The sequence below is a fragment of the Vibrio mangrovi genome (assembly GCF_024346955.1).
Lineage (GTDB): Bacteria > Pseudomonadota > Gammaproteobacteria > Enterobacterales > Vibrionaceae > Vibrio > Vibrio mangrovi.
In genome coordinates this window covers 570673-589223 of sequence record NZ_AP024883.1, presented here as the reverse complement: position 1 = coordinate 589223, position 18551 = coordinate 570673, and the positions used below count along the sequence as shown (strand labels likewise).

The window sequence follows — 18551 nt, the reverse complement described above, 5'->3', positions numbered from 1 at the left end:
TTTTATCAGGTTCTATTGTTCTGTATAATGAAACGTTAACATTGACTGATGCGCTTCCCACCAACCATATTCCCCGTTATATAGCACAGTCGTCCCATCTTTCTTTTCTAGTAATAGCACTTCATTATTCTGATAAAACTTAACTGAATCATTCAATTCAACACAGCAGTTAAGTACCCTGATTATGGACGTCATACTTTCATCGTACTGTTCCAGATCCGGTGACAGTATGATCTTGACTACAGGCAGAAAACCGACTTCCTCCCGGATGAAGCTATCGTCCAAATGACTTTTTGCCATAATAAATGCCAGCTTACCGTCAAAAGCATGTCCTTGAATAACACCATTTTCTTCTGGCTGAGTTTCAACAAATCCAAAATCATTTAACATGGATTCGGTCATATCAACACTCAAATACAATTCATAATCTACAGACATCTACGCTAACCTTTAATTAGAGGAAGAAGGGTTACCTTACCATTTTGAGTAACAATAACATTTTTCAAGTTAGTAACAGGCTCAGCTTTAATCGCATCAACAATTTCTGCAACTTTGCGTTGACTGTCATCCATATTTAACACAATTGTCTCAGCTTGTTTTTTTATATTAACTTTCTCATTAATCGTACTTCGAATATTTCTTGCGGACGTATTTTTCCCGGGAGAAAACACATCTGCAACAACATTATCGAAATGAGTATCTTCAATCTTACCTTTCACGATCAACAAATCAGGATTTCTTTTGGTTCCTTTTATCACTGGGTTCTGCTGGACATCTAATCCATGAGCAACAAGTGCATCCACAGCTTCATTTTCTCTGATAAGGGAGCGACGAGTTGCTTCATCCGCTTTTTTAGGGATCTTGGTTCGAGTCCCAGAAAGCGTCCCCTTACTCGCCGTCGGTTTTCCCTTCGACTCAACTACCTTTTCCTGCTTTTCCGCCGCTCGTGTATAACTCTCCTCCACAAACGGCAGACTGGCCCAGTCAAAAGGCGGGGCTTCGGCAAGTGGCTGGATGCGCAGGAAAGGCGACTGCTCCATTGCGGCCCCTTCGCCACACTTATGAGTCGGCGACTTATATGGCGTATCACCGATAAATACATTACCGGAACCAGCGGCGACCGAGCCGCCGCAGTCAATCGCATCGCCGACCCGTGCAGCCGGTTTGCCGTTAATGGAAACATTGGACGACCCGGCGGAAATACTGCGGCCATGCATTCCGTGAGGAAATTGCGGGCACGGGCAGGCATGGAGCAATACCATGTCGCCTTTGCGGGCTGCAGGCTTGCCATTGATGGAGACATCACCACTCCCGGCCATAATCGGCGTTGCCGGGAAACAGCCATGACCTGCACAGTTGTCTCCGAGTCTTGCTGCGGCTGGCATGATTATCCCCTCCGATCCGGTGCTTCCGGCTCTTGTGGTTTGTCGGTATCATCCGGTTTAACCATTGTCGGTGCCGTGCCTTTATCCGGTGAACCACCTTCATTGATCTTGACCTTGCTGCCGGAGATGGTGACACCACCACTGTCAATTTTGACAAAACCGCCCGGTCCGTGGATGGTCAGTGAATCGCCGGCATCCAGAATAATCTGTTTGGCTTTCAGGTAACTTTCGTTACTGACCGCAACCCGCTGATTCGCACCAATTTCTTTCTCTTCAGAGGCACTCATCTGCGTCACCAGACCACCGTCGATTTTCTGGATAATGCCTCCGGAAATAAACTGGCTGAGTTTCCCGACGATCCGCTGTACGACATTCCGACCGACTTTGACATGATGATCCTGTCCGAACTCCTCGGTGACATTCTTACCGACCAGACGATGGACATTTTCAGTAATCATCTGGTAGAAATGTCGTCCGATACGCCGGTGGCTGTCCAGTCCGACCGACTCGCGGTGAATATTGTTGGTCACAATATCCTGATCTTTCTGGGCATGGATATAGATCTGCTCAACACCGGACTGATCTTCAAAACGCACTTCGTTAGAACCTTCGCCCTGATGGGTCTGGGTTTTCAGAACCGTACGGGTTTTATGATTGGGCAAAATATAAGGAGGAACATTGGTTGCGTGGTAAGTCCGGCCGGTAATGATCGGTTGATCCGGATCGCCATTGAGAAAAGAAACAATCACTTCGTGACCAATACGGGGAATCGCCATAAATCCGTACTGAGCACCGGCCCAGCCCTGCGCAACCCGAACCCAGCAAGAACTCTGTTCATCGGACTGATCATAGCGATCCCATGGGAAATGCAGCTTCACCCGACCATGTTCATCACAGTAAATCTCTTCACCTTTCGGGCCGACAACTGTTGCAATACAAGGGCCGTCAACCTGAGGTTTGGGCTGCGGAGTTGCCCGCCAGAGAACATCTTTAGGAATCACGGTAAACTGGTTGGCATACGTCGTCGCGCCACTGCCGCCGGCTTCTTCCAGTGCCTGTGGCTGACTTCCCTGATGACTGACAGAAACGACCAGCCATTCGTGGTTCATCCCGTCATCAATGTGCTCTTCAAGGTCAAAACGAACACCGCCCTGCAAGCGGGCATCATTACTTTTACCGCTTGCGGTATGTGCCTGACGACGCAGATATTCCAGCCGGATCTGACTGAACGCTTTGGCATTTGCATCATCTTTAAAACGTCCGGGATGATCGAAATACTCATAGTCGGATAGCTGGTTGCTGAGATCCGCGCCATCAATGGACTGGACAAAATGATAGTCCGGTTTTTTAAAGCTGTAGTCCTGCATAAATACCGAACTGACTTCGGACTGATAACGCTCCGCCATTGTTGAGACATAAGGAGTCGTCATGTGTCCGCCGGAGAGTGCATTGTAGGGCACCGGCGCTCCCAGTTGGGTAAAACCTTCACTATTATCGGTCACCACCAGCGTATGTTTGCCCGCTTCATGAGTGAAGGTATACATTAGCCCTTCTTCTGCCGCCAGACGATGGAAAAAGTCGAGATCGGATTCCCGGTACTGCACACAGAATTCCCGCGGTGCACATTCCCGTTTGACCGAAAAAATATAGTCGGAAATATTCATTTCCTGGAAGATGACGGCAAAAATATCAAGGACGTTCTTTTCCTGAAAGATCCGGCTATTGCGCCGTAAGGATAAACGTTCAAGTGCCGGAACCAGCGTAATGGAATAGAAAGTATGGGAATGTCCGGTGTCCCCTTTACTGAAATTGCGGATAATACCGTGAACTTTCTGGGTCACTTCGCCATTTTGAATTACTTCCAGCAGAGCTGCTTTATCGACGATCTGTTTAGCGGTTAAATCTGCGTTCCGGCTAGCCAGCTCAACCCGATAACGAAAACCATAAATGCGTTCTCCCTGCCCGGCCAATGCATCCGATATAGATTCATCTCCCTGATATTCACGCACAACCAGCGTCTCATCCTGAACACCATCAATCGTGAAGCGGAAACCTAACGTTGTCATTTGAATTGCCTTTTATCTTTTTATCAAAGAAAACCGACTCTAATTCAAATAGGCATCCAGATGCCTATAAATGGAATCAATTTTCAGCTTATTGATCTCTGTTCCAAATCAGATCAACCTGTGAATTCAACAAGATAAATGCAGCAACAGTTGTGCCAACTCACTGTTTTCAGACAAATCACTTACTTATATTGTGTGATTAATTACTACAGGCAACATCTTGCTCAGAGGTGAGCAAGATGTTGCCCAGCGAGCAAAAAATTGCCCGAAAGGAATGGAATTGATATCACAATTGGATATTTATCAGACTCTACGTTCTACGAAGAGAGTTGATGGGGAAAATGTGATATGGATGCAAGACAGCAGCACCCCGAAATTACCTCTGGTATCCGTTTCTCAATACATCATCAGAGTACAGTACCGGAACATCAGTTATCAGATGCGCCGTCACAGGAAACCAGCGCCTGCCTCAGCACTTCCCAGGAACAGCGGAACAATCCCATATCTGTTTCCAGTCGTAACTCTCCTGCATTTAAGCCGTTATCCACTTCTGCCTGCCAGAAGGAAAGATGTTGTTCCTCAAGCACATCTGCCACCAGATTTTGATCGCCGGATGCACAATAGAGAATTCCTTTATGACTCTGTCTTTGTGTCGCAACCAGCTTCTGTACCAACAGACGGATACGATCCTGATGGCCCACATCATTCAGCACTGAGGCAAGTACGGAGTTCAGTACCTGACTGGCACTCTCTTCAACCCCGGCCCATAGCTGTTCTTCCGCCTGTTGCAGGCCCGAGATCAGACCGTTGGCTTCATTCCAGACCTGCTGTTCTGCGTCTTGCTTTGCACCTTCGCTAATAGACTCAGCCTGAATTACTGCTTCTCTGACGATCTGTTCCGCCTGCTGGTGTGCTTCCTCAATAATGTCAGCCGCACGCTGACGGGCATCATTCAGAATATCATCACTTGCAAAGCAAGCCTGAAGTAGATCAGCTTTCAGTAAAGGTCCGATAACCGCCTGTTCCGGTACCGGCATTTTAATCTGTCGTCTCACAAACACAGTTCTTCCTCCCTCTCTTGCAATTGCTCCTGCGGATTATCTACAGGCCTCGGGACTTCAGCCAAACGCCACATGACAGCATGCCATAACTGATTCAGACGCTGCCCGGGAACCGGATCAGGGACAAATGCTTCCACCGATTCCAGCAGTGATTTCGAGTAGAACAGACGGGCCCGCTGCCAGGTTGATGGCGACATCCACTGACGCATCAGGATTAAACCGATCTGTTCGGCATTCAAATCGGGGTCTGTTGCAACAGACCAGTGCCCCGGCATCAGCGCTTTGGCAATATGGCGACACCACTGAATATCTTCATCATGTAACCGGGCCTTACCGATCCCCCGCCGAATAACCTCAGCAACCAGATATAACGCTTCGCTGCGTCTTTCCTGTCCGATGGACAACCACTGTAACAAGACTTCTCCCGGAAGTGGTGGAGGATCGGCATCCAGTACCAGATACTGACGCACCAGTGCCGGACTCAGGGCTTCCCAGTGAAGACTCTCCGTACCGGGGAGTAATTTGCTCCAGCTCGGATCCATTTCTTGCCAGGGCTGCTGCCAGAACTTTACCCAGAACAAGTGGCGGGGATCGGGAACGAAAGCTGTCGATTCCATACTATCCTCCGCTATGATTCAGTCTTCGCAGGAATGAAACGACCGAATACTGCCTGACGCCATTCCTGTTTCAGCCAGATCGTCAGAACTCCCAGCAGTAACAACAGGACAACGACTGTACTGACAACCACGCCCTGCCAGAAACTCACATCATCTTTCTTAATCAGGAAAGGACCGAAATAAACCAGTTGCATCTGTTCCCGGTAAACCGTCGCCGGAACAAAAACCACACTCATTTTATCTTTCTTGTCGGAAAGACCGGGAATACTGGTTCGTACCAGACGCTCAATGCGGGGACGAATAACATCCGGGTCCAGATCCGGACGATGTTTGATAAACACTGCCGCAGATGCCGGCTGAACCGGCTCACCAGGTGCGACCCGCTCCGGTAACACCACGTGGACACGAGCGACCAATACACCATCGATCTGGGAAATTGTCGATTCCAGCTCCTGAGAGAGTGCATATATATAACGTGCCCGCTCTTCCAGCGGAGATGAGATTACACCTTCTTTACGGAAAACTTCCCCCATATTGGCGCGAGCCTTTCGGGGCAATCCGGCAGCTTCAAGCAGACGAACTGCCCGAGCCATATCAGCCACATCGACAGAGACTGTAATCCCCTCTTTCGTGACGGCTTTATCCGCATCAATATGCTTGAATGCCAGTTCAGCAATGACCTCATTCGCATCTTCTTCGCTCAGATTACGATGTAACTCGACACTCTGCTTACACCCACCCAAAAGGATGAGCACACCGAGCAGAACGATCCGCATCAGATAGCCCATGGTGTGGCTCCCTTGTATTTATTGCAAATTGGTTAACTTTTCGACGGCCTGAGCACCTTTACTGATCAATTTCGTAGTCAGCAGGCTCTCAAGATAAAAAGAGGATAAAGAACGGTTTGCATGGACAATATCCATGGGATCACTAGACTTAGATGCCTTATTCAGTGCCCGGTTTGCCTTGTTCTCTAGCTTTTGCAGATGTTCGGATGATCCGGAAAGCTGACTGACAATACGTTCAGCAACATTATCACTGGCATCCGTTTTTTGGACTGGCTGAAGTGCAGCACTAAACCACTGAACATCAGACTTTTCCGGACGATTGCTCTGATCCTCGGTAACAGACCGGGTCAGATCTCGATTGATATCGGAGAATCCCCCGATACCCTGAGCACGGGTAACAGACATTGACTTTCTCCTTATGATGAAGAGCGGGCAATGACAGATCCATTGCCTGCTACTTCAAGCCAGGCTTGATGAACGAGCCAGGTATTAGTCTGACACTTTATACATTGCTTCGTTGATAATAGCGTTCGACAGTAGCATTGTATCCATATCAAGTTGCTGATCACCGGTACTCTTTCCGCCCATGACACTTTTGACAGAGTTCATGGCATCTTTAAAGCGACCGATTTCTTCAGAATTGAAATCTTTACCTTTTTCAATCCGGTTCGCCCAGCCGCCACGCGGTTGAGGACCAAATTCTTCAGTATGCTGATCCATGAACTTACCAATGGCTTTGGCCAGATCTTTATCTTCTTTACTGAAAGAGTAACGACCATCGTCTTCTTTGATATTGATGCCATCGACTGCTGTTTTACCGACATAACCAGCAAAGCTGCCGCCCATCGAATATCCAGACTGCGCCATAGGACTCATATCCCGAAGAGCAAATCCGCCGCCACCGGTATTACCAGCACCGGCACTACCGAACCCGGCACTGCCGAATCCACCGATCTGACCACCAAGCTGAGCACCTAGTCCTGACACGGCACCACCAACAGTGTTACCCAAAGCACCACCGATAGAACTACCAACCATACCACCGACAGGTCCACCGACCATACCACCGGCAATACCACCAGCCAGAGCACCTAATCCACTGATTAAGTTCCCTGCAGTTCCCATCACTTCCGACAATCCGCCGCCCAGAATAGTGGACAACGCGCCTTTCAGGCCTTTCTTAAAGTCGGAAAATTCTGACTTACTCAGGTAATTGTCTTCTGTCAGTTCATCTTTCCAGTTACGCACGCTACCTGTCGCATCATGCGGACCAGAGAAATCAGCACCATGCTTATCCATGAAGTCAGCAATCATCTTCATCAGAGGATTACTGCCATCGAACGTCGCACCGTCCCCTTTTTTCTTAAAGAGGGATTTCGCCAAAGTATCAGCCAGCAAATCGACAAGTTCATCCATGCCATTGCCGGGCAGACCTGTAGAACCGTTTGTGCCTTTAGAACTGTTTCCTCCGGCCTGATTCCATCCACCAGCACCGCCAACAGAGCTATTGCCCAGTGGCACTGTGATTGTGAGAGTTGCATTGATCATTAACTTTTCTCCTTGATATCGTACCGATAGCTCTTCAGAAATAATGCCCTGCTGAGCTATCTCCGGAGTCAGATGATGAATGACGGAAATAACACCTGAATATGCCCGTCATTCATAAGAGCAGTCCGGAACGGATTAGTAGTTGATCGACTTACTACTCTGAGTCGCAGCGTTAGATGCTTTTGTTGCAGAGTCAACACGACCGTTTGCAATACTGTTCATTGTATCTGTTTGCATTTTTTGAGTTGACGCTGCTGCGTTCATCATGGTTGTTTGTGCTGAAACTTTGTCCATCATTTCCATTGCTGCCTGAGATGCAGCTAAACCTGCGCTACCTACCATAGTATTCACCTTTTCTATCAACGAATTAAAAAATTTACTGTTTCAGACACACATCATGCATGTCTCGCTGATTTAAGTGGCAGCGTGTTTTTTTTAGTTCCGTTTCTGATCATTTTTTTCGCAAATAACTTTTATAAAGCCCTGCACCTGTTGACCTTTCACCGTTGAATTTCATGGACTCTGATCATGGCTACAGGGCTTATCACCTCATATTCCAGGCCAATGATCTGCTTTATCTGAATGATGAAAAACTACAGTAAAAAATCACCACAAAAAAATAAAAGCCTCTTGTACGACTCCATCTTTTGATACAGAAAACAAGGAATCTTTCTGAAATTAAAATGACTTTTTTCCGCCTTATCATGCTCTCTCTTTTCCGGTAAACAGTAAGATAATTATCAGTACGGCAAGTGCAAAAGCACAGGTGGAACCGAAGCCTCAGTCTCCCCCACTCAGCAAGAGCAATCACACAACAGGCAGCTCATATCGATTCCATCTCTATATGAGTTCTTCAGTGAATGAAAAAGGAGACGGTATATGAACATTTCGCTTGGTGGCAATGGTGTTTACCCGATACAACAGCAATCATCCGAATCAGATCAGGGACTACAGATCAATGGCAGAATCGATGTCAACATTCAGGCTGATATCCGGATCAATATCGGTGGCTGTTATGCAGGAGGCAGTGGAAACGCATCAGACAACTTTGATTGTGAAGGCAATCCTGTCGGTTATGATGACAGCCACCTATACGGAGGTTCCTGTAATGGTGGCCCTTCGGGTACACAAGTCCCTTCATCAGAAGAGGAAGAGTACGGCAATAGTTCATCTACTGAATTTGAAGATGCGATGAATGATGAACTCGCTCAGCAACAGGAATACAGCCAGCAGATTCAGACGGCGTTACAGCTTTCAGAAAAGATGATCGCTCATACGATCATTATGAACGCGGAAGCTTCCGCCCAGAAAATGAAAACAGATACGAGCAACAGTATTGCCAATGGTTATGTCGACTCTTCAAACAAAGCGACCAATGCCAATACTCAGTCCAGTAAAGGCATTAATTTCTAATGCATCCAGACCAGCCTCTCAGGCTGGTCAGATCACAAAAACGCATCCTAATCACTTCCCCAGTTCAAAGCTCGTTATCTGTACTGGTACAGATTCATTCAATCAAGTAAGCTAACTTTTCGTTAACGTTAAATTTGTTCCCAGTGTATTTGTATGGACAACCTGAGTTCTCTGATTTCCCATAGCCGCGACATTGAGTCTCTCCATCAGGAGAATTCGCTATTACGCACCCTTATCGAACATACCTATGATCCTGCAATCTTCGTCCTTGATCCAGAACAGAATTTCCGTTTCATACTAGTCAATGATGCAGTTTGCCGACATTTCGGCATTTCCCGGGAACAGATATACAAACTCAGCCCCGCTGATATCGATCCTCACTTTGGAATCAATGAACTCGGCGAACAGTTAACCACGCTGAAACAGATCAAAACCCTGACGTTTGAAACGGAACACCACCTGCCGAGCGGGCAAACAGTCCCGGTAGAGATCATGTCCAACTATTTCGAGTTCAAGGGTAAAGCTCTGATCATCGGTTATTTCCGGGATATCTCTTTACGTAAAGAAGAGGAAAAACGCCGTACACAGGAACAGGCTCAGAGGCAGCAGCTAATACTTGAACGCCAGTATCAGAAAGTTTTCGACAAACTTGCCTATGAGATCTATTTACTGGAAGTCCTGCCGGACAATACGCTAAAAGTTCTGGATATCAATGAATCGGCTATGGCCCGTATGGGTAATGTGATTGGTTCGATACTGGATGAAGTTTTACCGGAACAGAATAAAGATGATTACCTGCGCCAGAAAGAATACTGTCTGAAAACCGGTCTGTCCGATCACTACGAGGGCTATTTCTGTTATATAGAAAAACGGCATTTTGACATCACAATGACACCGATTAAGGATGAATCTGGTCATATCAACCGAATCATTCTGGTCAAACGGGATGTCACCGAGAAGAAAAGACGGGAAGCCGAAAACCTTCTGCGAGAACAGGAAATCAGAGCTCTGGTTGAACATTCCAGAGATGTGATTGTTCGCTACGATACCCAGTTCCGCCGTATTTATGCGAACCCCGCCTATCTGAAACTTGCCGGAGCCAGTTCTCTGGAAGAAGTGAAGGGAAAAACGCCTCTGGAAGATATGCGCATGAATGTTGACGCTCACAATCTTTACCAAATGGTGATGGAAACCATTCGCAGCAAACAGAGTCGTGACGTTGATCTGAGCTGGTCTGACAGTGAGGAGGAATATTACTATGAAATCCACCTGATCCCGGAGTTCAACTCCCAGAATGAAGTCACCAGTATTCTCTGTGTCGGACGGGACTATAGCCGTCGTCGTAAGGCTGAACTGGCCCTGCAAAAACGGGAAGAAGAATTCCGCTCTCTGGTCGAGAACTCTCCGGACACCATCAGCCGCCATACCCTTGACGGCCGCCGGATTTATATGAATCCAAGAAGTGCCAGAATGGCCGGTACAATGTCCGAAATTATTCTCAACACCACACCGTTGAAATATCCCGGCGGTGAAGAAGGTAAGTTTTACTATGACAAAATTCAGGAAGTTATCCGTACCGGAGAAAACTCAGAGTTTGAGCTGAACTGGACATCCAAAAAAGGAAACGCCCGTTGCTACCTGCTCAGCCTGGCACCGGAGCGAAATATTCATGGCGAAATTGTCAGTGTGCTTGCGATTGGCCGGGATATTACCCTGCTCAAACAGTTTCGTCAGGAACTGGAGCAATCCCGGACGCAGCTCAGAGAACTGGTCGCACACCGGGAACTGACCCGAGAGAGCGAACGCAAACACATCGCCAGAGAAGTCCATGATGAACTGGGACAACGACTGACAGCGCTGAAGATGGAAGTTCAAACACTGGAAGTTCGCTATAGTCCCTGTGCTCCCGAACTGCAAAAACAGTTAAACCGAATCCAGACTCATCTGAGAGAAACCATCTCTTTTGCCCGGAATCTGGTCTCCAGACTCCGCCCCAGTGCCCTTGATATGGGATTTATTGCAGCACTGGAATGGCTAACGGATGATTTCCAGCAACGTAGTCCCAACTGTAAATGCATGCTGACTCTCAATTGCAACGATGTCGGCATGAATGAAGATGTGGCAACTGCAGTTTTTCGCATTGTTCAGGAATCCCTGACCAATGTGATTAAACATGCCAATGCAAGTCGGGTACATATTTTACTGCACGAGAGTCCTGCTCAGTTATTACTGAGTATTCAGGATAACGGACAGGGATTTGATACCACGCGCCACTATAAAGAGTCCTTCGGCCTGGTCGGGATCAAAGAACGGGTTCTGATGATTCATGCAGACCTGAATATACAAAGTACCCCAGGAAAAGGAACCTGTATTGAACTTCGTATTCCACTAAATTATAAGAGGTATCAATGACTATTCGCTTACTGATCGTAGATGATCACTCCATCGTCCGGGAAGGACTCAAACAGCTTCTGGCTCTGTACGATGATATTGAAGTGATTGCTGAGGCCGTCGATGGCGATGACCTGCTCAACATTCTGGAACTCCACCGTCCTGATATCATTACGCTGGACATTCTGATGCCGGGACTCAGCGGTATTCCCCTGATCGAAAAAGTTGTCCAGCGCTATCCGGAGTTACCCATTCTTATCCTCAGTATGCATAATGAAACGCAGATTACCCGCCGTACACTCAGAGCCGGGGCGAGAGGTTATCTCAGTAAAGACTGCGATGCAGAAACCCTGATTACGGCAATACGCCGGATCGCAGAAGGCGGACGCTTCATTCAGTCAGATATGGCCGAAAAACTGGTTTTCGAATTTGATGAAGTCATCGACAGCCCAAAACATGAGAATCTGTCAAAACGGGAGTTTCATATTTTCTGTCTGCTGGCCCGGGGGCTGAGTGTCAATGAAATTGCAGAAGAACTCCACATCAGCAATAAAACCGTCAGTACCCATAAGTTTCGTCTGATGCAAAAAATGGATTTCACCAGTAATACAGAAATCGTCCGTTATGCCTTAGCTCATAATCTCATCAAATAATCCTGTCTCTTCGCACCAATTCTGCGGGAACCCTCATCCGTTATTCACCACTCAGATTTGCGAAGGGGTAGGATCCCCTCAATGTCAGGATACCGGTAAAGCCTCATTCTCGTTGTGACGCTGAACTGTTTTCCTCAACCAAATCATATCAATAGATTATCTCATCTTCATTCGGCGATGAGATTGATTTTTATATCAACAGGAAGGGGACGATTATGTCTTTAGGTATTCAATCCAGCTCGTTCGGAGGTGGAATAGGCGGTTTCGGTTCATCCGACTTCTCAACAGGAATGTCTGATGCGACATCAGGAATATCTCAGTTCAAGAATGGCGGACTGGGAATGGATAACATGGTCAATCTTTTCGGCACACCAGGCTCCAACGGTGCACAAGGTGCAGCAGGTGGCGGACAGAATGAGCAATTGATGAAACTGGTCGAACTGCTGGTCACAGCACTACTCAAAATGTCTCAGGAAGGACAGGGAGCCGGTGGTGCTAAAGGTGCCGGTGGCCCCGGAGGTATTGGTCAGGGTGGTGGCGCTCCAGGACTTGGCGGCGGTCAGGGTGCAGGTAGTCCGGGACTTGGTGGAGGCCAGGGTGCTGGCGGTATGGGGAGTGCCGGAGGGCAGGACTCAGATCTGGGTGACATGCTCCAGAAAATGCTGGACCAATTCCTGAATAAAGACGGCGCTGATGCCGGCGGTCAGGGAAAAGGTGGTTCGAAAGGCGCTGATGGTCAGATGGGCACAGAAGATATGCTGAAAATGCTCATGATGATGATGCTCATGATGATGATGAAAGGCGGCGATCTCGGTAAAGGTGCAGGTGGCGGCGATAAAGGTGCTGGCGCTGGTGGCATCGATGGTATCGGTGGTGCAGGAAGTGCCGGCGGTATGGGCGGTGCTGGTGGCGGTATGGGTGCCGGCGGCCTTGGAGATATGGGTGGCGCAGGCGCAGGTGGCTTAGGCGGCGCTGGTGGTCTTGGTGGCGGAGCCGGTGGTTTAGGCGGCGCTGGTGGTTTAGGTGGTGCTGGCGGTCTTGGTGGCATGACCACTCAGGATTTAGGCCGGAGTCTGGTCGATATTGGTAATTCTTTGATGAAAAGTGCCGGCAGCAACGCACTAGGAAACACCATCAGTCCAACCAAAGACGGCGGTGGCCAAATCGACGATATGTTCAAAGACCTGCTGAAACTTGTCGCGAAAATGATGGACAACAACAGCGGTATCTTTGGTGGTGGAGCCGGAGCAACAAAAGGCCAGGCAGGACCACAAGCCGAACTGTCATTCACACTGAGTTAAGTCTCAGAAGATGGATTATTTGCGGAATAATACCAATCAAAGTAATTAAACGTTCAGAAATTACTGCGATTGGTATGAACAGAACAGGTGGGGCAGTAATTCCCTTCCTGTTCGCTATCCGTCGGTTTTCAGAAAACCTTACGTATCCGAATATAATGGAGCAAACCATGGATCAACATAACTTTCAGTCGTCACAAGCTCAGTCTCAGCCACTACAAACAATGAACATGGTTCAGGACACGCCAACACCAGCAACCTGGCTGGAGCTGATTGAGAATGGGGATGGTTACCTGAACCCAGAACAGCGCCAGGCTTTTGAACATGCGATTTCTCTGGTGGTTGAACGCATTAATGCAACACTGGGGAAAGCTTCTCTTCCAGCAGAACAATCAGAGCAATTTGATTTTTCCCGTTATCTGGAATCAATGGAAGAACGTTTTCTCAGTGAAGTCCGGGAGGAAGACGAAGTTCAGCAAGACGTCGCTTTGGCAGCCGCCCGGGTTATCGAACACATCGGGCAAATTATCCTGAACAGCCGGATGTAACTCATTCCCCCGCTCTCCTCAATGTTCTGTCCAGGTGATACGGAGAGCGGCTGAATCTTCACTCCACATATGCAATACAATGCACTTTATTTACTGTAACTTCTGCCACACCCTATTCTGGCAGAGCTTAAAATAACCATCCGGCTGTTACCCAAGGCAGGTCAAGCCATTCAAATGGAACCATTGATTTCTCCTGACCACTCATGATTACAGACTTATGAGCGACGGTTTTTAATATGAGTATTCATTCCATATCAAATACAAATTCATTGGAAGCCTTATATACGCCACCACCAACTTCGGTAGCAAAAACGGCGGCCCCTCATCCTCCAATGGAAGATATGTCTGACGCCATGGAAGAGATCTCCATGAAATTTAGTGAGAGTGTGGAGAGAAACAGCAAATCACTGGATGAGCGCTCAGTCAAACCCCGAATGCTACAGAGAATAGAGAAACTTCAGGCTCTCTACGGCATGTTGACCAGCCACGAATCCGGCAATCTGGATGGCGATATCAGAAAGCTGCTGGCTATGGGACAACAGGAACTGTCTCTTTCTCTACTGCTGAAAATGTCAGATGGTGATCCGGCCAAAGCTGATATTCTGGCTCAGCACGCGATGCACCGCGCCAGAGCTCAGAATCAGCCTGAAAAATTCAACCAGCTGCAAAAACTACTACAGGAACTGAATCAGGAACATGGTCAGGAAGTCAGAGCCGGAATCAATACAGCTGAGGCCTTAGCACTGTTCACTCAGGATCCGCAACAGCGCCAGAATATGCGCAGCCTCTATTATCAGAACATTGTTGGTCAGGGCTCTTTGGCTGCTATCTTCGATGCACTGTTAAGCCAGTTTGATGAAGCGCATTTCTCTCAGGGTGTTCATACCCTGATCCGGGCAATGACCGATGATCTTTCTTCTCAGTTTCCGTCACTTCCTTCAGGACAGTTGCGGGCTATGCTGCGGGACTTGACTGCAAGTCAGCAACTAACCGGAATTCTGGGCGGATGTAAAGAGATCCTGACCAAACTGGCGGCCAAGCACATTCTGCAAGATATGACGGCTCCCCGTCTGACCCGCCGCCTGCTTGAGTTTACCCAGTCGAGTGTCTATCCGAGGGAAATTAAATCTCTTAGTGATGATACCGTGGGGAATTCACCACTCAATCATGTGAAGTTCCTGAACTCACTGTATCCACTGATCCAAAAATTGCCTCTGCCAGTCTGGAAAGATGGTAAAGCCCGTCAGGGAACATTGAATCTGGTCCTGCGGATGATGACCGAGTATGCCCATTACGAACAACAGCATGCGGCTCAGGTAGCGGCACAGCAGACTCAGCAATCCCAGCCCGTCCTCAACCCCGAATAAGTATTGGACTTCATCATGAATCAACTATTTTTATTACTGAACCGTATTGCTATCAGTGCAATGAAACGTTCCGAGATCGTCGGAGCCGCATTCGTGATCGCAATCGTGTTTATGATGATCATTCCCCTGCCGACCGGATTAGTGGATGTTCTGATTGCGCTCAACATCAGTCTTTCATCTTTGCTCATCGCACTGGCGATGTATTTACCCGGCCCTCTGGCGTTCTCTTCTTTTCCGGCTGTTCTGTTGATTACAACCATGTTCCGTCTGGCGCTCTCGATTTCAACCACCAGACTGATCCTGCTCGAACAGGATGCCGGAGATATCGTAGAAGCTTTCGGTAACTTCGTTGTTGGCGGCAATCTGGCTGTAGGTCTGGTTATCTTCCTGATCCTGACAGTGGTGAACTTTCTGGTAATCACCAAAGGTTCTGAGCGGGTGGCCGAAGTGGCAGCCCGGTTTACGCTTGATGCCATGCCCGGTAAACAGATGTCGATCGATAGCGATCTGAGAGCCGGACTGATTGATGCCAAAGATGCCCGTTTCCGCCGGGAGCAACTCGGAAAAGAAAGTCAGCTCTTCGGGGCAATGGACGGGGCGATGAAATTCGTTAAAGGGGACGCGATTGCCGGGCTGGTGATTGTCTCCATTAACCTGATTGGCGGATTTGCCGTCGGAACCTTACAACATGATATGACTGCATCTGAATCAATGCACTTGTATTCAGTCCTCACGATCGGGGATGGTTTGATCGCTCAGATTCCTGCCTTACTGATTTCTTTAACTGCCGGGATGATTATTACCCGGGTTGCACCGGATAACGAATCACTGGATGCCAATATCGGCCGGGAAATGGCCGAACAGATCACCAGTCAGCCAAAAGCCTGGATTATCGCCTCCTGTGGTATGTTAGGATTTGCCATCCTTCCCGGAATGCCAACCATAATCTTTATGGTGCTGGCCGGTCTGTCACTCACCAGTGGTGTCTTTCAGTTATTTAAAGCCCGGCGTATCCTGCAAATACAGGCAGAATACCAGATGTCGGCAGACACACCACCAGAGCAAAACGGTGAAGAAGATATACGCCGCTTCAACCCAGCCAGAGCCTACGTTTTGCAATTCCATCCGTGTCGCAGTACCCCGGATGATCCATTCACACTTGAACTGATTCGTCAGGCCCGCCGCTGCCGTAACCGGGTTGTGAACCAGTACGGCATCACGCTGCCTTCGTTTGATATTGATTACAATGATGAACTTGCCGAAGATGAATTCCGCTTCTGTGTTTATGAAGTACCGGCCATGAGCGCCACATTTTCACCGAGTAAAGTTGCCATCGAAGCACAATTGGTTCCGGAAGAATATCAGGAAGAAGGAGAACCCGGAGATATTGACCGGGATGAAGAACGTTGGTTCTGGTATGAATTCAACCACCCGCTGGTTCAGAATGAGGAAATGAACCCCATTCTTCCTATCATGTTGATTATCGAACGTTTAGAGCGTTTGTTCTTTGCCACTGGACCCCAATTTATTGGTTTACAGGAGGCCAAAGCTATACTAAGTTGGGTAGAAACAGAACAGTCAGAACTGGCTCAGGAGTTACAACGGGTGCTCCCTACATCTCGTTTTGCCGCAGTACTTCAGCGTCTGGCATCGGAAAGTGTCCCTTTACGCGCCATTCGTCCGATAGCTGAAGCCCTGATAGAACACGGGCAGTATGAACGGGATGTTGGTGCTCTGACAGACTATGTCCGGGTCAGCCTGAAAGCTCAAATCTGTCATCAGTACAGTACACCGACAGGGATGCATGTCTGGCTCCTGACTCCGGAAACGGAAGAACAACTGCGTGATTCGCTGCGTCAGACACAAACAGAGTCTTTCTTTGCGCTGTCACAGGAGGCAAGCCATATGCTGGTTCAGCAACTCAGGGATGCATTCCCGGTTCTGGCGGCCCCAAAACCTGTACTGTTAGTTGCTCAGGATCTGCGCAGAATTTTGCGCAATCTATTACAAGATGAGTTTAATCATGTGCCGGTTCTGTCTTTTTCAGAACTGCAAAGTACCTCACAAGTTAACGTATTGGGACGTATTTCACTTGATGCCTGAAAAAAACGATAACAACCGATTATTAATTTCTCCCGGAAGTACATTTGCCTCACAGCTTCCGGGACGTCTGACCCTTCTCGTTCTGCTTACGATCATCGGAATGAGCTGGTATCTGGGAAATTATAATGTCAGGCAAGAGCGGAAAGAAGCACTCAAACACCTCAAAGCTTCGGTCTGGCTGTTAAAAGAAACGCTTGATACGCTACCGTCCGGACTTCCGGTTCATACCCTTCCTTCCCCTGAACGGGTACGAATCCAGCTGATCATGGAACGCATGAGAAATAATCTGGAGTCTCCGCTTTATCTGATCGATAAAACCGGTCAGTTGATTCTGACCGATGGTGAAGGCGGGCCGCTAAAGACGAAAAAAGGCCAACAGCTTCAGTATCTTCCCGAGCTCAAACCCGCGATCGAACACTTGCTCGCAGGTCAGGATCATGCCACTTATTCAGCCCCGGACGGTACACATCAGTTAATTGCTCTTCCTCTGAATAGCAGCCCGGCTCTGGTTGTCGGAGACATCGTCATGCCGGGCTGGTTTCAAAGTTCAGGATTTCCGATCTATGTATTACTCTGCGGAGGAATGCTTCTGACTCTTCTGGTCCGGTATTTCACCCGGAAGACAGTCCGTGAATGGCGCAGACAAAGTCTGGCTCAGTCGATTATTGATCCACTGACAACCCTGCCAAACCGGAAAGGCTTTGCTCTGCTGTCAAAACCGATTTTCAGGGAATCAGTCGACCATCAGACATCACTATCGCTGATGTTGATTAACCTGAATGACTTTACTCATATCAATCTCACCTATGGCACGGAAGCTGGTGATATTCTCATCAAACAGGTCGCCAGCTCTCTGCGTCAACTGGTAAATACTCCACACCTGCTGTGTCGCTGGGACGGTGATGAATTTATCATCATGCTTAAAGAACACGATTCAAGTGCCGCTTACAGCGTCGCCAAAAGTATTCAGGAATTTATCTCCCGCCATGAATTCAACTTCTCAGGAGAAAGTGTCAGACTGAAATTACGCATCGGCATCCACAGTCTTGGCGACAGAGAAGATCTCCATTCGCTGTTATCCGGAGCAACTCACGCGCTGGCTCAGACCCGCAAAAACAGTGACAACTGTATTCTCTATCAAAAAGCTGCTTCAATCTGAATTCGTTCAGATTGAACAGAATTCAACCATAAAAGGTTAACTCACCCGACAAAGCTCCCGTTGAAAGATCCTCTCTCGTCGGGAACTCCCGCGCTTCACATGCCACTTAATGATCAAAAGCCCTTCGGCTGAAGCATTGATTCAGTCACTTCTC

General features: G+C 48.1%; 16 protein-coding genes and 2 pseudogenes. 8 read left to right on the top strand and 10 right to left on the bottom strand.

Annotation, left to right across the window (positions count from 1 at the left end; translation table 11 throughout):
- Window positions 1–12: 12 nt before the first annotated feature.
- The 10 genes and pseudogenes from OCU74_RS02585 to OCU74_RS02545 all read right to left on the bottom strand — a co-directional run bounded on the left by OCU74_RS02585 (window position 13) and on the right by OCU74_RS02545 (window position 7807).
- Window positions 13–438: a SitI3 family protein gene (locus OCU74_RS02585; protein WP_087482512.1), complete on the bottom strand. Its 426-nt coding sequence runs from the start codon at window positions 436–438 to the stop codon at window positions 13–15.
- Window positions 439–443: 5 nt separating this feature from the next.
- Window positions 444–689, bottom strand: a pseudogene (locus tag OCU74_RS22130) (CdiA C-terminal domain-containing protein); the annotation flags it as partial.
- Between the two features lie 366 nt (window positions 690–1055).
- A pseudogene (locus OCU74_RS22035) lies at window positions 1056–1385 on the bottom strand (PAAR domain-containing protein); the annotation flags it as partial.
- Window positions 1386–1387: 2 nt separating this feature from the next.
- Entirely contained in the window at window positions 1388–3451 is a 2064-nt protein-coding gene (tssI, locus tag OCU74_RS02575) for a type VI secretion system tip protein TssI/VgrG (RefSeq protein ID WP_087482511.1), read from the bottom strand.
- Between the two features lie 428 nt (window positions 3452–3879).
- Window positions 3880–4506 (bottom strand): type III secretion system stator protein SctL, encoded by a 627-nt coding sequence (gene sctL, locus OCU74_RS02570; protein ID WP_261856156.1) that lies wholly within the window; start codon window positions 4504–4506, stop codon window positions 3880–3882.
- On the bottom strand, window positions 4503–5129 hold the full coding sequence (locus OCU74_RS02565) for a hypothetical protein (RefSeq protein ID WP_087482509.1): 627 nt from the start codon (window positions 5127–5129) through the stop codon (window positions 4503–4505). Before OCU74_RS02565 ends, sctL begins: the two co-directional genes overlap by 4 nt.
- An 11-nt stretch (window positions 5130–5140) precedes the next feature.
- Window positions 5141–5917 (bottom strand): type III secretion system inner membrane ring lipoprotein SctJ, encoded by a 777-nt coding sequence (sctJ, locus tag OCU74_RS02560; RefSeq protein ID WP_087482508.1) that lies wholly within the window; start codon window positions 5915–5917, stop codon window positions 5141–5143.
- 18 nt (window positions 5918–5935) lie between these two features.
- Window positions 5936–6322 carry a type III secretion system inner rod subunit SctI gene (gene sctI / locus OCU74_RS02555; RefSeq protein ID WP_087482507.1) on the bottom strand — a complete coding sequence of 129 codons (387 nt, stop codon included), beginning with the start codon at window positions 6320–6322 and terminating at the stop codon, window positions 5936–5938.
- An 84-nt stretch (window positions 6323–6406) separates the two neighbouring features.
- Window positions 6407–7465 carry a hypothetical protein gene (locus tag OCU74_RS02550; protein ID WP_087482506.1) on the bottom strand — a complete coding sequence of 353 codons (1059 nt, stop codon included), beginning with the start codon at window positions 7463–7465 and terminating at the stop codon, window positions 6407–6409.
- A gap of 135 nt (window positions 7466–7600) precedes the next feature.
- Window positions 7601–7807: an ATP-dependent helicase HrpA gene (locus OCU74_RS02545; protein ID WP_087482505.1), complete on the bottom strand. Its 207-nt coding sequence runs from the start codon at window positions 7805–7807 to the stop codon at window positions 7601–7603.
- Between the two features lie 537 nt (window positions 7808–8344).
- Here OCU74_RS02545 and OCU74_RS02540 point away from each other — a divergent pair.
- From OCU74_RS02540 to OCU74_RS02505, 8 genes are all read left to right on the top strand, one after another.
- Complete coding sequence (locus tag OCU74_RS02540; protein ID WP_087482504.1) at window positions 8345–8878, top strand: hypothetical protein; 534 nt, start codon at window positions 8345–8347, stop codon at window positions 8876–8878.
- A 153-nt stretch (window positions 8879–9031) separates the two neighbouring features.
- A complete protein-coding gene (locus OCU74_RS02535; protein ID WP_087482503.1) occupies window positions 9032–11290 on the top strand; it encodes a PAS domain-containing sensor histidine kinase in 2259 nt (752 codons plus the stop codon).
- Window positions 11287–11922, top strand: a complete 636-nt coding sequence (locus tag OCU74_RS02530; protein WP_087482502.1) for a response regulator transcription factor — start codon at window positions 11287–11289, stop codon at window positions 11920–11922. The genes OCU74_RS02535 and OCU74_RS02530 overlap by 4 nt, the downstream gene beginning before the upstream one ends.
- A 215-nt stretch (window positions 11923–12137) precedes the next feature.
- The gene (locus OCU74_RS02525) at window positions 12138–13223 is read left to right on the top strand and encodes a hypothetical protein (RefSeq protein WP_159457469.1); all 1086 of its coding nucleotides are present in this window, start codon (window positions 12138–12140) and stop codon (window positions 13221–13223) included.
- Between the two features lie 167 nt (window positions 13224–13390).
- The gene (locus tag OCU74_RS02520; RefSeq protein ID WP_087482501.1) at window positions 13391–13768 is read left to right on the top strand and encodes a hypothetical protein; all 378 of its coding nucleotides are present in this window, start codon (window positions 13391–13393) and stop codon (window positions 13766–13768) included.
- Between the two features lie 236 nt (window positions 13769–14004).
- Window positions 14005–15135: a type III secretion system gatekeeper subunit SctW gene (sctW, locus tag OCU74_RS02515; protein ID WP_087482500.1), complete on the top strand. Its 1131-nt coding sequence runs from the start codon at window positions 14005–14007 to the stop codon at window positions 15133–15135.
- 15 nt (window positions 15136–15150) lie between these two features.
- Entirely contained in the window at window positions 15151–17238 is a 2088-nt protein-coding gene (gene sctV / locus OCU74_RS02510) for a type III secretion system export apparatus subunit SctV (protein WP_087482499.1), read from the top strand.
- The gene (locus tag OCU74_RS02505; RefSeq protein ID WP_159457468.1) at window positions 17231–18397 is read left to right on the top strand and encodes a GGDEF domain-containing protein; all 1167 of its coding nucleotides are present in this window, start codon (window positions 17231–17233) and stop codon (window positions 18395–18397) included. Before sctV ends, OCU74_RS02505 begins: the two co-directional genes overlap by 8 nt.
- Window positions 18398–18551: the final 154 nt, after the last annotated feature.

Coding starts and splice junctions, on each gene's coding strand:
- OCU74_RS02550 (WP_087482506.1), bottom strand. CDS start 7,465: ATGATCAATGCAACTCTCACAATCACAGTGCCACTGGGCAATAGCTCT.
- OCU74_RS02520 (WP_087482501.1), top strand. CDS start 13,391: ATGGATCAACATAACTTTCAGTCGTCACAAGCTCAGTCTCAGCCACTA.
- OCU74_RS02525 (WP_159457469.1), top strand. CDS start 12,138: ATGTCTTTAGGTATTCAATCCAGCTCGTTCGGAGGTGGAATAGGCGGT.
- sctW (WP_087482500.1), top strand. CDS start 14,005: ATGAGTATTCATTCCATATCAAATACAAATTCATTGGAAGCCTTATAT.
- sctJ (WP_087482508.1), bottom strand. CDS start 5,917: ATGGGCTATCTGATGCGGATCGTTCTGCTCGGTGTGCTCATCCTTTTG.
- OCU74_RS02565 (WP_087482509.1), bottom strand. CDS start 5,129: ATGGAATCGACAGCTTTCGTTCCCGATCCCCGCCACTTGTTCTGGGTA.
- OCU74_RS02535 (WP_087482503.1), top strand. CDS start 9,032: ATGGACAACCTGAGTTCTCTGATTTCCCATAGCCGCGACATTGAGTCT.
- sctI (WP_087482507.1), bottom strand. CDS start 6,322: ATGTCTGTTACCCGTGCTCAGGGTATCGGGGGATTCTCCGATATCAAT.
- OCU74_RS02505 (WP_159457468.1), top strand. CDS start 17,231: ATGCCTGAAAAAAACGATAACAACCGATTATTAATTTCTCCCGGAAGT.
- OCU74_RS02585 (WP_087482512.1), bottom strand. CDS start 438: ATGTCTGTAGATTATGAATTGTATTTGAGTGTTGATATGACCGAATCC.
- OCU74_RS02530 (WP_087482502.1), top strand. CDS start 11,287: ATGACTATTCGCTTACTGATCGTAGATGATCACTCCATCGTCCGGGAA.
- tssI (WP_087482511.1), bottom strand. CDS start 3,451: ATGACAACGTTAGGTTTCCGCTTCACGATTGATGGTGTTCAGGATGAG.
- OCU74_RS02540 (WP_087482504.1), top strand. CDS start 8,345: ATGAACATTTCGCTTGGTGGCAATGGTGTTTACCCGATACAACAGCAA.
- sctV (WP_087482499.1), top strand. CDS start 15,151: ATGAATCAACTATTTTTATTACTGAACCGTATTGCTATCAGTGCAATG.
- OCU74_RS02545 (WP_087482505.1), bottom strand. CDS start 7,807: ATGGTAGGTAGCGCAGGTTTAGCTGCATCTCAGGCAGCAATGGAAATG.